The sequence below is a fragment of the Acidimicrobiales bacterium genome, assembly GCA_041394265.1.
Classification (GTDB): domain Bacteria; phylum Actinomycetota; class Acidimicrobiia; order Acidimicrobiales; family SZUA-35; genus JBBQUN01.
In genome coordinates this window covers 1,896,631-1,909,980 of the sequence record JAWKIO010000005.1, presented here as the reverse complement: position 1 = coordinate 1,909,980, position 13,350 = coordinate 1,896,631, and the positions used below count along the sequence as shown (strand labels likewise).

General features: G+C 64.6%; 12 protein-coding genes. 8 read left to right on the top strand and 4 right to left on the bottom strand.

What is annotated here, in order from left to right; all coding sequences use genetic code 11:
• Positions 1-4: 4 nt before the first annotated feature.
• The 4 genes from yidC to rpmH are packed head-to-tail and all read right to left on the bottom strand — an operon-like array spanning position 5 to position 1,827.
• A complete protein-coding gene (gene yidC, locus R2733_09345; protein MEZ5376701.1) occupies positions 5-1,129 on the bottom strand; it encodes a membrane protein insertase YidC in 1,125 nt (374 codons plus the stop codon).
• Complete coding sequence (gene yidD, locus R2733_09340; GenBank protein MEZ5376700.1) at positions 1,130-1,348, bottom strand: membrane protein insertion efficiency factor YidD; 219 nt, start codon at positions 1,346-1,348, stop codon at positions 1,130-1,132. It lies immediately after the preceding gene.
• 15 nt (positions 1,349-1,363) lie between these two features.
• Positions 1,364-1,684, bottom strand: coding sequence for a ribonuclease P protein component (locus tag R2733_09335; GenBank protein ID MEZ5376699.1), 321 nt, complete (start codon positions 1,682-1,684; stop codon positions 1,364-1,366).
• 8 nt (positions 1,685-1,692) lie between these two features.
• Complete coding sequence (gene rpmH, locus R2733_09330) at positions 1,693-1,827, bottom strand: 50S ribosomal protein L34 (GenBank protein ID MEZ5376698.1); 135 nt, start codon at positions 1,825-1,827, stop codon at positions 1,693-1,695.
• A gap of 477 nt (positions 1,828-2,304) precedes the next feature.
• Here rpmH and dnaA point away from each other — a divergent pair, with 477 nt between their 5' ends.
• The 8 genes from dnaA (at position 2,305) to R2733_09290 (ending at position 13,328) form a co-directional block, all read left to right on the top strand.
• Entirely contained in the window at positions 2,305-3,726 is a 1,422-nt protein-coding gene (gene dnaA / locus R2733_09325; GenBank protein ID MEZ5376697.1) for a chromosomal replication initiator protein DnaA, read from the top strand.
• Positions 3,727-4,029: 303 nt separating this feature from the next.
• Entirely contained in the window at positions 4,030-5,121 is a 1,092-nt protein-coding gene (dnaN, locus tag R2733_09320; GenBank protein MEZ5376696.1) for a DNA polymerase III subunit beta, read from the top strand.
• A 32-nt stretch (positions 5,122-5,153) separates the two neighbouring features.
• Positions 5,154-6,254: a DNA replication/repair protein RecF gene (locus R2733_09315; GenBank protein MEZ5376695.1), complete on the top strand. Its 1,101-nt coding sequence runs from the start codon at positions 5,154-5,156 to the stop codon at positions 6,252-6,254.
• Between the two features lie 40 nt (positions 6,255-6,294).
• Positions 6,295-6,588 (top strand): DUF721 domain-containing protein, encoded by a 294-nt coding sequence (locus tag R2733_09310; protein MEZ5376694.1) that lies wholly within the window; start codon positions 6,295-6,297, stop codon positions 6,586-6,588.
• A 60-nt stretch (positions 6,589-6,648) separates the two neighbouring features.
• A complete protein-coding gene (gyrB, locus tag R2733_09305) occupies positions 6,649-8,685 on the top strand; it encodes a DNA topoisomerase (ATP-hydrolyzing) subunit B (GenBank protein MEZ5376693.1) in 2,037 nt (678 codons plus the stop codon).
• A gap of 70 nt (positions 8,686-8,755) precedes the next feature.
• Positions 8,756-11,332, top strand: coding sequence for a DNA gyrase subunit A (gene gyrA, locus R2733_09300; protein ID MEZ5376692.1), 2,577 nt, complete (start codon positions 8,756-8,758; stop codon positions 11,330-11,332).
• Between the two features lie 133 nt (positions 11,333-11,465).
• Positions 11,466-11,762, top strand: a complete 297-nt coding sequence (locus R2733_09295; GenBank protein ID MEZ5376691.1) for a hypothetical protein — start codon at positions 11,466-11,468, stop codon at positions 11,760-11,762.
• Positions 11,763-11,801: 39 nt separating this feature from the next.
• Positions 11,802-13,328: a DUF3566 domain-containing protein gene (locus R2733_09290; protein MEZ5376690.1), complete on the top strand. Its 1,527-nt coding sequence runs from the start codon at positions 11,802-11,804 to the stop codon at positions 13,326-13,328.
• Positions 13,329-13,350: the final 22 nt, after the last annotated feature.

Below are 13,350 nucleotides of genomic sequence, written 5' to 3'. Positions count from 1 at the left end.
ATCGCTACCTCTTCCGGTTCTTTTTGTTCTTTGCACGCGGATCTTGCGGCTTGGTCCCCTTGGGAGTGATCCGGTCGGATTGCGTGGCGCTGGACTTCTTGGTTTGGGCCTTGGCGGCGCGGCGCTTGTCCCATTCTTCGCTGCGCTTGCCCGACGAGGTCGTCGAGCCGTTGGCGGAAGCGTCGCCCTTCGCCGAGCGTGAGGTGTCGGCGTCATCGTCGGCGGCCTTGGTCGACGGCTTGGCGCTGGCGGCCTTGGGCGTTGGCTTCTTCGGCGGAGCCGACAGCTTGCCCCCGTCAGCCATCTCCTTGCCGTAGATCTGGTGCGTGATGTAGGCCTGCTGACCAATACGGAAGACGTTCGACGTCGCCCAGTAGAGCACGAGGCCAGCGGGGAAGAAGAAGGACCAGATCCCGGACATCAAGGGGAGGAACTTGAGCAGCATCTGCTGCTGCTGGTTCATCGGACTCGGATCACCGTCCTTGCGACGGGCCGAGACCTGTTTCTGCTGGTAGAAGGAGGTACCGACCACGAAGAGGATCAACACGATGTAGGGCAGGCCGCGCAGGAAGTTGTTCTGGATCACATCACCGGCCTGCGCCGCTAGGTCGAATGGTCCGAACCCCATCTCGGTCGACTTGCTGAGATCGGCGAACATGGCGGTGTCGTGACCGATGTGCGCGGGGGTGATGCTCGTGCCGGAGTCCGGCGACAACCCCTGCGCCGCCCGAACGTCGTTGACCACCGAGAAGAACGGCGCATCAGCGGTATGGCGTGTGATGCCTTGAAGCACACGGAACAGCACGAGGAAGACCGGGAGCTGGGCAAACATCGGCAGACACCCGCCAACTGGGTTGATCCCGTTCTCCTGATAGAGCGCCATCATCTCGGCGTTCATCGTCTCGCGGTCGCCCTTGTGCTCCTTCTGCAACCGGCGAAGCTCGGGCTGCACCGCCTGCATCTTGATGGTGCTGCGTGTCGCCTTGAGCGTCAGCGGCATCAACACGATCATCACGCCGCCGGTGAGCATCATGATGGCCAGGCCATAGCTGCCACCGACGATCGGTAGCGAGTACAGACCAGCGAGAACGCCTGCGACGAAGTCGATCAGGTTGTTGAAGATCGCCATTTACCTCTCCGGGTCGGGAACCGGGTCATAACCGTGGGAGCCGAACGGGTGGCATCGTGCCAACCGTTTGATCGCCAGCCAGGAGCCGGCGGCTGAGCCATGCACTTCGATGGCCTCGGCTGCGTACTGCGAGCACGTGGGGACATAGCGGCAACGTGATCGTCGAACCGATGATGTGGCCTGATACATCGAGATCAACCAGAGGAGCGCTCGCTTCACCACCTGGTCGCCGCCTCAGGTGCCCCGAACCGAGAGCCGGTCGAGGCACCGATCGAGTGAGGTCGCCAGCATCGTGTAGTCACTGGTCAACACCGCTCGAGAGCAGCTGATCTGATACGCACCGGGCGGGAGCACTCGTGCCTTCGCCACGTCGTGGAAGGCCGAACGAAGGCGCCGTCGTGCTCGGTTTCGCTCGACGGCGGTGCCGAACTTCTTGCCGATGGCGAACGCCAGTGCGGGATGGGGTTCGACCGCGGCGAACACGACACTCACAGGCCCGGAGCGAACCCGCTGCCCATCACGCCGCAGTGCGGCGAATGAGGAATGTCGTGTCACCGAGGGAATCACGCACTGAGCTTGCGGCGGCCCTTTGCCCGACGAGCGCGCAGGACGGCGCGTCCTCCGCGAGTGGCCATGCGTGCACGGAAGCCGTGCTTGCGAGCACGCTTGAGGTTGTTGGGCTGGAAGGTGCGCTTCACCGCAGACTCCTTGAAAGAGGGTCGGCTCATCGAGCCGAGTGCGACACGGGCCACCGAGGTGGTCACCCGTGGAACGCCGACCCACTGCAGCTGCGGTGAGCCGACGCCTCGGTTGTCGCCGACTGAGGAGCCGTGCCAACCGATGACATCGAGAGGTCAGTCGGGATCGACCAGAGCCTTGCGGCGGCGATCAGGGGACTGCCGCTCGGCTGGGGCATCACAAAGAACGCCCACCCGAGCCAGATCAGGCTATGCCTCCTCGCCCCGGGGGACAACCAGGCTTTTCCACAGGCCGGGTGCACCTCTCGAGACGCCCTGCTACCGTCCGCTGACCCACCCCTTCGGTCGTCGATCCCCTCGATTCCAGCCGCCGAAGGAGCCGTCGCTTGCGTCGTGCGCGTGTGGGCCGACTGTTGTGGACAAGGCTGTGGAAGATGGGGAGAACGGCTGGTATCGGAAGTGATCGCGGCGGACCGAGTGTGGAACACAGCGGCTGACCGCCTCCGGGAGATGGTCGCCGACGGTGTCTGGCAGTCGACGTTCTCGCAGGTCCAGGCGATCGATCTCGACAACGACACGATCGTGTTGGCCGTCCCGAACAGCATCATCCGAGAAAAGCTCGAGGGCACCTACCGAGGCCTCGTCGAAGAGGCCATCGACCTGGCCTGTGACTCCCCCCTCACCGTGCAGTTCGACCTTCGTCCACCCACGTTGTTCGACTCGGCGATGTTCGACGCCCCGGGCGTGTCACCTTCTGCACCCACGTCGCCTGCCGTACCGGGGCCCACCGACGACCGCGTCATCGACATCACCAACGCCGCTCCGGCACCCGTCGACAAGAACGCTCCGTATCGTCCAGCGCCTTCGCTCGATGGCGGCAACCGGTATCTGTTCGAGGGCTTCGTGATCGGGCCTTCCAACCGATTCGCCCACGCGGCCGCGTTGTCGGTGGCCGAGCGCCCGGGAGAGTCGTACAACCCACTCTTCATCTACGGTTCGGCCGGCCTGGGCAAGACCCACCTACTGCGGGCGATCGAACACTACGTCAACGACGTCTATCCCGACCTACGGGTCCTCTACATCTCGACCGAGCAGTTCCTCAACGAATTCGTCGACGCCATCCGCAACTCGTCGAACAACGAGTTCAAGCGCCGCTATCGCCAGATCGACGTGCTGCTGGTCGACGACATCCAGTTCATTGCCGGTAAGGACGGCCTCCAAGAGGAGTTCTTCCATACCTTCAACGAGCTCTACGGCTCCGGTCGCCAGATCGTGTTGTCCTCGGACCGGCCGCCCGACGCGATCCCCACCCTCGAGGAGCGGTTGCGGAGTCGCTTCATGATGGGGCTGCTCACCGACATCCAGCCGCCCGACGTCGAGACCCGCATGGCCATTCTGCACAAGAAGGCCGATCGCGATGGCTACTTCATTCCGGCCGAGGTCTCGGAGTTCATCGCCACCAACATCACCAGCAACATCCGCGAACTCGAGGGCGCCCTCACGAAGGTCACGGCCTACGCCAACCTGAATCGCCAGCCGATGACCCGAGACCTCGCCGAGCAGACCCTGCGAGACTTCATCGCCGACCGCCAACCACGGCCGATCACCGTCGACATGATCCTCGAATCGACCGCCGAGCAGTTCAACTTCGACCTCGCAGAACTCATCGGAAAGTCACGACGGCGCCCGCTCGTCGAGGCTCGACAGATCGCGATGTACGTCACGCGAGAACTCACCGATCTCAGCTTCCCCCTCATCGCCAGCGCCTTCGGTGGCCGCGATCACACCACGGTCATGCACGCGTGCGAGAAGATCGGCAAGCAAATGACCGAACGATCACAGATCTTCGAAAAGGTCGGCGCCCTCGAACGCAGCGTGCGCGCCCGGGCGGCCGATTGAGGTGGTGAACGAGGAGCTGGGGACAGTGCTGCGGATCACCGGGGGAGAAACCGTGGACAAACGGGTCCGCATCGGTGGACAAGCCGACGATCATCCCCAGGGCGACCGTGGAGTCGTGCTCAACTTGGGGACGACGCATCACCACCTCTGGACAACCGCACAGCTGCTGACCAGGAACTCTGGGGATTCATCCACAATCCACAGGTCCTATCACCACTGTCACCTGAGCAAAGCACAATCGACAAGTAGTTGGGGACGACCTCGTGTGGAGATCGTTCACCTGAAGACAAAGGGAGCACAACGGTGAAGTTCCGTTGCGAACGAGACGTACTGGTTGAAGCACTGGCCACCGCGGGCCGGGCAGTGAGTGGACGCGGTACCCTGCCGGGCCTGTCCGGCGTCCGCGCCCAGTTGACCGGCGATCAACTCCGCCTCACGGGTAGCGATCTCGACCTGACGATCACCATCGCCGTGCTCGTCTCGGGAGAGACCGATGGTGTGGCGGTCATTCCTGCCCGTCTCGCCTCCGACATCGTGCGGTCGCTCGAACCCGGTGCGGTGTCGGTGACGGCCGACGGTGACGAGCTGCTCATCAGCGCTGGTCGCAGCCAGTTCTCGATCCGACTGATCGCCGGCGACGAATTCCCCCAGATCGAGCAGATCGCAACGGAGCCTGTCGAGCTGGCCTCGGCCCAGCTTGCCGACGCGTTGAAGCAGGTCGTGCCGGCGGCGAGCAACGACGACTCCCGTCCACCGCTCACCGGCGTGCTGTTCGCTTCCGAAAACGGTGGGCTGCGACTCGTCGCCACCGATTCCTACCGACTGGCCATGCGAGACGTCCCCGGCGTGTCGGTACTGGCCGAGGGGCAAAGCGTCCTCATTCCGTCTCGAGCCCTGTCAGAGCTGAATCGCATCCTGGCCCAGGGCGAGAAGGTCGAGCTGCGACTGGGGGAGCGCGAGGCGTCGTTCCACGTCGGTTCTGTCGACCTGATCACTCGCCTCATCGAGGCAGACTTCCCGAACTACCGGGGCCTCATTCCCGAGTCACACCCGAACTCGTTGACGGTGTCGCGCGACGAACTGCTCGACGCACTGCGCCGAGTGAAGCTGTTGGCTCGTGAGGCAACACCGGTTCGACTCGAGATGTCCGACGACGGCTTGGAACTCGCCGCGGTCACCCAAGATGTCGGCACGGCGCGTGAACAGCTCGAAGGGACCTACGACGGCACCGCGCTCACGGTCGCCTTCAACCCGCAGTACCTGCTCGAAGGCATCGATGTCGCCTCCAGCGACGAGATCGTGCTCTCCACCATCGATGAATTGCGCCCGGCGGTGGTTCGGATCCCGGGAAGCTCCGATTTCCTCTACCTGCTCATGCCGGTGCGGGTGTCGTGATCTCGAGTCGGTGAACGAACCACTGCCGATGTATGCGTCTTGATCGGGTCTGGCTGACCGATTTCCGCAGCTATGAGCACATCGAGATCGAACTCGATGACGGCTTGACTGCGGTCGTCGGGGCGAACGGCATCGGCAAGACGAATCTGCTGGAAGCCATCGGTCTGCTGGCCACACTCAAGTCGTTTCGCGGCGCACCCACCGACAGCCTCATCCGCCGTGGTTCGGAGCGGGCGATCATCCGGGCCGAGGGCGAGCGTGATGGCCGTCCGGTGCTGATCGAGCTCGAACTTGCCCCAGGAAAAAGTCGGGCGCAGGTCAATCGCCAAAAGCTGCAACGCACCCGCGACCTGCTCGGCGCCTTGCGAGTCACGGTCTTTGCGCCCGATGATCTGACGCTCGTGAAGGACGGACCGGCCGTCCGACGTGACTTCGTCGACGACCTCGCCGTGGCCCTCGATCCGAAACATGACCGAACCCTGAGCGACTTCGATCGAGCGCTACGACAACGCAACGCCCTGTTGCGCACGGCCGGGGGTCGGCTCGACGAATCGGCCGAGCTGACACTCGATGTCTGGGACACCCAGTTGGCGCAGCTGGGATCGGTCGTGCTCGATCGGCGCTACGACGTACTCGAACAGCTCGTGCCGCTCGCATCGGCGTGCTACCGCACCCTCGCGGCCGATGACACCGATCTGACGGCCGACTACTTGACGTCGTGGTCCGATGGGTCGCTGCTGGTGGCGCTGACGCAGAGTCGGGACAACGACGTGCGGCGTGGTGTGTCGACGGTGGGACCGCATCGCGACGAGATCGCGTTCAGCATCGACGGATTCGCAAGCCGCACCGAGGCCTCGCAAGGGGAGCAGCGGACGCTCGCCCTCGCCTTGCGCCTCGGTGGTCACCGCCTGGTCACCGACCGGATCGGTGAGCCGCCGCTCCTCCTGCTCGACGACGTCCTCTCCGAACTCGATCCCGATCGGGCGCACGCGCTGCTCTCGACCCTGCCACCAGGCCAGACGGTGATCACCAGTGCCGCTGCGCTCCCAGCAGCCACTCGGCCGGATACGCTGCTCGTTCACGACCCCAGCGCGGTGCGGGCTGGGGGCTTCGTCCGGAAACGGACCGAGTAGGGCGGTCACCGACACCAGCGACACCGAGCGGGGAGTGAGCATGTCCGAACCCGAACGACTGGGGTTGGCACTGGAACGTCTCTTCGGCCATCTCGGCGCCCCCGCGGTACGCACGGTGTCTGACCTCGGTGGCCGCTGGCCCTCGATCGTCGGGCCGGGCTTGGCCGAGCATTCCACACCCGCCGGTCTGATCGACGGCGTCCTCACGATTCACTGCGACGATGCGGCCTGGGCGTCGCAGATCAAGTGGATGGATGCCCAGATCAAGGAGCGGTTCTCGACCCACTTCCCCGACACCGAACTCCGGTCCATTCGAGCAGCCGTCGGGGGCTGACTTCGGCCTGTTCAGTGCCCAAAACTGCTAGGCTGGACCAGCTTGAAAAGCGATTGATGTATGACTGATCTCCCCTCTGAAAACGCTGTCACTCCCACCGCTTCGGAGGCCCCGTCGGCCACCGCGGGAGGCGATGCGCCGACCCCTGCGAACGACGGCAGCTACGGCGCCAAGGACATCCAGGTATTGGAGGGCCTCGAGGCGGTCCGGAAGCGTCCTGGCATGTACATCGGCTCGACCGGCTCGACCGGCCTCCACCATCTGGTGTGGGAGGTCGTCGACAACTCGGTCGACGAAGCGATGGCCGGTCACTGCTCGGTCATCGAGGTCGACGTCATGGCGAACGGTGGCATCGAAGTGCGTGACGACGGTCGCGGCATTCCCGTCGACCTCCACGAGAAGTACGAGATGTCGGCCGCCGAGGTGGTGCTCACGGTCCTCCATGCCGGCGGCAAGTTCGGCGGCGAGGGCTACAAGGTCTCCGGCGGCCTCCACGGCGTGGGCATTTCCGTGGTGAACGCCTTGTCGAGTCGGGTCGAGGTCGAGATCGACCGTGACGGTCAGCGCCATGCCATGTCCTTCGTCAATGGTGGTGCGCCCGACCAGAAACTGGTCGTGATCGGCGAGTCCCCCCTCGACGCCGACGGCAAGCCCCGTACCGGCACCACGGTTCGCTTCTGGCCGGATCCCTCGATCTTCAAGGAGGGCACCGAGTTCCGCACGCAAACCCTGCTCGAGCGGTTCCAGATCATGGCGTTCCTCAACGCCGGACTCGAGTTCCGGGTGCGCGACCTGCGCGACGCCGAACCCGAGACCATCGTCCACCGTTACGACGGTGGCATCCGCGATTTCGTCACGCACATCAACGGCTCCAAGGAAGCACTCTTCGACGACGTCGGGTGGTACGAGGAATCGGAAGAGACCGAAGAGGTCGAGGTCGCCTTCAGCTGGAACACCGGCTACCAGACCGACGGCATCCACAGCTTCGCCAACGGCATCTCCACCCTCGAAGGTGGCATGCACGAGCAGGGGTTCCGCACCGCGCTCACCCGTACCGTCAACAACTACGCCCGCGACAAGGGATTCCTCAAGGAGAAAGACGACAACCTCCAGGGCGAGGACATCCGTGAGGGCCTCACCGCCATCATCTCGGTCCGGTTGCAGGAGCCGCAGTTCGAGGGACAGACCAAGTCAAAGCTCGGCAACGTGTCGGTCCGCTCGCTGGTCGAGAAGGCCACCAACGACAAGCTCCGTGAGTGGTTCGAGGAGCACCCACGTGAGGGCCGGGCCATGGTGCTCAAGGCCTCGCAGGCGGCCAAGGCTCGTATCGCCGCCACCCAGGCTCGACAGACGATTCGCCGCAAGTCGGCGCTCGACGGCGCCGGACTTCCCGGCAAGCTGGCCGACTGCCGGAGCAAAGATCCCGCCGAGTCCGAGCTCTACATCGTCGAGGGCAACTCGGCCGGTGGGTCGGCCAAGGACGCGCGAGATTCGAACACCATGGCGATCTTGCCGATCCGCGGCAAGATCCTCAATGTCGAGCGGGCGCGGGCCGACCGCATGCTCAAGAACACCGAGGTCGTGTCGTTGATCCAGGCCATCGGCGCCGGCCTCGGGGAACCGAATCCGGAAACCGGCGAAGGCTTCGACGTCTCGAAGGCTCGCTACCACAAGGTGATCCTGCTGGCCGACGCCGACGTCGACGGCAGCCACATCCGCACGCTGTTGCTCACCTTCTTCTTCCGCCAGATGCGGCCGATGGTCGAAGCCGGCTACGTCTACATCGCCCAGCCGCCGCTGTACTCCACCGAAGTGGGGAAGTCGAAGATCTACCTGAAGGACGACCCCGCCCGGAACGCCTACGCAGCGGAACACCCCAACGCCGAATTCCAGCGCCTGAAGGGCCTGGGCGAGATGGACGCCATCGAGCTATGGGAAACCACGATGAACCCCGCCACCCGGACCCTGCTCCAGGTCACCGTCGACCAGGCCGCCATTGCCGACGAAGTGTTCTCGGTGCTGATGGGCGACGACGTCGAGAGCCGGAAGCGCTTCATCCAGACCAACGCCGACGACGTCCGATTCCTGGACATCTAGCCCGACCGCGATCATCGCGTGCCGACGTCCCCGGCCGACCGCGACCTCTGATGCACGAAGAGTTGATTCCATGAGCGACCTACCTCCCGACAGCACCACGACCGACGGCGGTGACGCCGGCGACAACATCGAGCCGATCGAGATCCAGGCGGAGATGGAACAATCGTTCCTCGAGTACGCCATGTCGGTCATCATCTCTCGAGCGCTGCCCGACGCCCGCGATGGCCTGAAGCCGGTGCACCGCCGCATCCTGTGGTCGATGTTCGACGCCGGCCACCGGCCCGATCGCAGCCACGTCAAGTGCGCCACCGTGGTCGGCGACGTCATCGGCAAGTACCACCCGCACGGCGACCAGGCGATCTACGATTCCCTCGTTCGCATGGGTCAGAGCTTCTCGTTGCGTAATCCGCTCATCGATCCGCATGGCAATTTCGGTTCACCCGACGATCCACCCGCCGCCTATCGCTACACCGAGTGTCGGCTCCGCCCGCTGGCGATGGAACTGCTGGCCGACATCGACCAGGACACCGTCGACTTCCGTGACAACTTCGATGGCAAGCATCGTGAACCCACCGTGTTGCCGTCACGGTTCCCGAACCTGCTGGTCAACGGCAGCCAGGGCATCGCGGTCGGCATGGCCACCAACATCCCGCCGCACAATCTCGAAGAAGTCATCGACGCCGTCGTCCACCTCATCGACAACGAAGACGCCACCGTCGACGATCTCATGGAATACGTGAAGGGACCCGACTTCCCGACCGGTGCCCAGGTGCTCGGCCGTGTCGGCATCCGCGACGCCTACCGAACCGGCCGTGGCTCGATTCGCATGCGAGCGGTGGCCGAAATCGTCGAGGGCAAGACCCACGATCAGATCATCGTCACCGAGGTGCCGTATCAGACCTCGGTCGACCAGATCGCTCGCAAGACCGCCGAGCTCGTCGAGAAGGGCGACCTCGCCGGCATCCGTGAAATCCGCAACGAGTCGGCCAAGGGCGAACTCCGGCTCGTCTTCGACCTCAAGCGAGACGCCACCGGTCTCGTCGTATTGAACAACCTCTACAAGTACACCCCGATGCAGACCACGTTCGGCGTGAACATGGTCGCGTTGGTCGACGAGGTGCCGCGCACGCTGAACCTGCGCGACGCGCTCGTCAGCTACGTCGGACACCAGCGCGAGGTCGTCACCCGGCGGACCGAATACCGCTTGGCCGAGGCGCGAAAGCGCGAGCACATCCTCGAAGGTCTCATCAAAGCCCTCGACGTCATCGACGAGATCATCGCCACCATCCGAGCATCGGACGATCGCCCGGATGCTCGTTCGCGGCTGATGGCTGAGCCGTTCGAGTTCTCCGAGATCCAGGCGAACTTCATCCTCGACATGAACCTCGGTCGTCTCACGCGCCTTGCACGCATCGAGATCGACACCGAACTGGCCGAGAAGCGAGAGGCCATTGCCGGCTTCGAAGCGATCCTCGCCGATCGTCAGATCCTCGATGGCGTGATCAAGGACGAACTGGCCGAGATCCGCTCCACCTTCGGCAGCCCCCGTCGCACCGCTCTCGTCACCGACCCCGGAGAGCTCGACATCGAAGATCTCATCGACGACGAGGCGCTCGTGGTGACCCTGTCGACGAGCGGCTACATCAAGTCGGTCTCGATCGACGAGTTCCGTACCCAGGCTCGGGGCGGGCGGGGCGTGAGCGCAGCGAAATTGAAGGACGACGACGATGACATCATCGCCCACCTGCTGCAGACGTCGGCTCACGCCTACCTGTTGTTCTTCTCGAACCGGGGCCGGGTCTATCGGATCAAGACCCACGAGATCCCGGTCACGTCGAGATCATCTCGGGGGATGGCGCTGGTCAACCTGCTCCAGCTCCAACCCGACGAGAAGATCCAGGCCATCATCGACACCCGGGATTACGAGACCAAGCGCTTCCTCTTCTTCGCCACTCGACAGGGTCGGGTGAAGAAGACCCTCTTCAACGCCTACGACTCGTCGCTCCGGGCCGGCCTGATCGCCATCAATCTCAACGATGGCGACGAACTCGTGTCGGTCGTTGCCACCAATGGTGTGCACGACATCTTCATGGTGTCCCGCCAGGGACAGGCGTTGCGGTTTCCAGAGGAACAGGTACGGCCGATGGGCCGCACCGCGGCTGGCGTCCGCGGCATGAAGTTCCGCTCCGGCGACGAGCTGGTGTCGATGGACGTCATGCAGCCCGACACCGAACTCCTGGTCATCACGAGTGAAGGTTTCGGCAAGCGAACCGACCCCGATCTCTTCACGCCGAAGGGCCGGTCGGGCCTCGGCGTGCGATGCGTCAAGGTCAACGAGCGCAAGGGCCGCGTGGTCGGTGCGATGTTCGTCGGCCCCGACGACGAGATCCTGTTGATTTCGTCCCACGGGGTCATCATCCGAACCGCCGTGGGCACCGTCTCGCAACAAGGACGCGACGCCACCGGCGTGTCGGTGATGAATCTCGGCAGCGGCGACGCCGTGTCGGCGGTGGCTCGAGTCCTCGTCCCCGAGGCAACCGAGGTGGCCGAGTTGTCCGATGCGGTGCCGGATGCAGGCGCTGCGCTCGATGACTCGGAGAACGAGTCGGACATCGAACCCGAGGCCGAGGACAACGACGCCGACTGAGCCGCGAGCCGGCCGGCCCGCCGTCGCCTCATCTTCCCCCGAACAGATCCAGCACCTCTTTGCGAGGTGATGCAACGGAGGAAGAAGCATGCATGGTCAATCCTCGCCCCACCCGGAAGGGGAGCGTGGCAGCATGATCGCGCTCATCGGCTTCGCCGGCGCCTTCATCGTGATTGCCGCCCTGCTGGTGGGTGGGGTCACCGGCCGAGTCATTGATCGGAGCCGGGCGCAGGCCGCGGCCGATGCCGCTGCGCTGGCAGGTGTCGCCGAGGGTCGGGCGGCTGCGGCCGCGATGGCGTTGGCGAACGATGCCGTCCTGACCGGCTTCGCCGCCACCGACAACGAGGTGACCGTCGAGGTCCGGTCAGCCGAGGGCACGGTGGCCGAAGCGACAGCTGAACGGCGGCTCGAGGGCTTTGGCGGCGGGTGATCGCTCTTGGCCGCGTTGTGACCATAGACTGCGACCAGTATGTCTATTGACGATCCCTCGGCGAAGGACTCAGTGGTTCTTGGCGCCGACCTGGTGGCTGCGCTCGGTTTCGAGCCGGTGACGGTCGAGCCCGACGTCGAACCCCACCCCGTCGTCGCGGAGGAATCGTCGAACGGTCACGCCAGCAACGGCCATGCCGACCACACCGACTCGAGCGATGATGACCCTGCGTCAGACACCGCCGTGAACGATGAGCCCCGGACCGACGATCTCGCCGCAACCGACGTCGCGGTGATCGACGACGTGGAGATCATCGACGAGGACGCCTCAGGCGATGACGCCGTCGTTGACGACGCGTCCGGGTCCGTCGAGTCGACCACCGCCGATCCATCTGCCGATGCCGAAAACTCGGCGACCGACGCCCAGGAAGCAACGATGGCCACAGAGACCGAAGCCGACGTCACCGCCGCGCCCTCGAGCAGCGATCGTGTCGATGACATCGACGTCGTCGACGATCTGGAGATCATCGACGACGCACCGACAGTTGTCGAGGATGCGGTTGTCGAGGATGGCGCCGCCAGCCGCTCGTCGCGAGGGCGGTTCGGCGTTCGCGGGTTGTTCAGTCGGCAAGCCGAGTCCGTGATCGACGCCGAGTCCGGTTCGACCCGCGATCTCTTCGCCAACGACGCTGCCGATTCCGGGCAGCTCGACGCCGAGGCCGTCATCCCGGTCGACGATCAGCCGATGACGTCGCCGTCCTCGGAGGTGCTCGATGCATCGGGCTCCGACGATCTCGAGACGCCCGGAGCGTCGGAGACGGCCGAGGCTTTCGAGACGCCCGGGGCGTCGGAGACGGCCGAGGCTTTCGCGACGCCGGCGCACGACCCCTCAGTCGAGGCCGCAGCCCTCGATGAGGCCGATGAGCCGGCGCCAGTGGCATTCGTCGACGAGGCACCGACGGCGTCGCTTGATCTGACCGCTCCGTCTGGATCTGCCCCGATGATCGATCTCGATCCGGGCCAGCGCGAAGAGCTCGAACTCGAGCGAACCTTTGCCCCCGATCTCGCCCCAGGCGAGCCCGTGACCACTCGGCCGGCCTCGGGTCTCGACCTCGAGAGCGCCACCGCAGCAGCTGCGGCAAGCTCGACCAGCCTCACCCGCCCGACGGGCCGTTCGCAAAAGAAGCTCCGAGCCAAGAAATCTCGTCGGGTGATCCGCCATATCGACCCGTGGTCGGTGCTCACGTTCTCGATCTTGTTCCACTTGGCCTTCTTCTCGGCCATGCTGCTGGCCGGTGTCCTGGTCTGGAATGCGGCCATCGCCGCCGGAACGGTCGAAAACGTCGAAAACTTCATCCGTGAACTCGCCGACTATGAGACCTTCGAGATCAACTCCCAACAGGTCTTCCGGGCGGCGGTGATCATCTCGGGCATGTTGACGCTCGCGTCGTCGGTCTTGGTCGTGCTGCTCACCGTGGTCTTCAACCTGATCTCCGATCTGGTCGGCGGCATCCGCATCACGGTGATCGAGGAAGAAACCGTGCGGGTCCGAGAGGATCAAAAGTAGTTGGTTCCGCGTGCGAGCGGTA

What these genes read in the sequence shown, in the direction of transcription:
- R2733_09295 (MEZ5376691.1), top strand. Translation starts at nt 11,466, where the DNA reads ATGATCGCGCTCATCGGCTTCGCCGGCGCCTTCATCGTGATTGCCGCC.
- gyrA (MEZ5376692.1), top strand. Translation starts at nt 8,756, where the DNA reads ATGAGCGACCTACCTCCCGACAGCACCACGACCGACGGCGGTGACGCC.
- R2733_09290 (MEZ5376690.1), top strand. Translation starts at nt 11,802, where the DNA reads ATGTCTATTGACGATCCCTCGGCGAAGGACTCAGTGGTTCTTGGCGCC.
- R2733_09310 (MEZ5376694.1), top strand. Translation starts at nt 6,295, where the DNA reads ATGTCCGAACCCGAACGACTGGGGTTGGCACTGGAACGTCTCTTCGGC.
- gyrB (MEZ5376693.1), top strand. Translation starts at nt 6,649, where the DNA reads ATGACTGATCTCCCCTCTGAAAACGCTGTCACTCCCACCGCTTCGGAG.
- R2733_09315 (MEZ5376695.1), top strand. Translation starts at nt 5,154, where the DNA reads ATGCGTCTTGATCGGGTCTGGCTGACCGATTTCCGCAGCTATGAGCAC.
- yidC (MEZ5376701.1), bottom strand. Translation starts at nt 1,129, where the DNA reads ATGGCGATCTTCAACAACCTGATCGACTTCGTCGCAGGCGTTCTCGCT.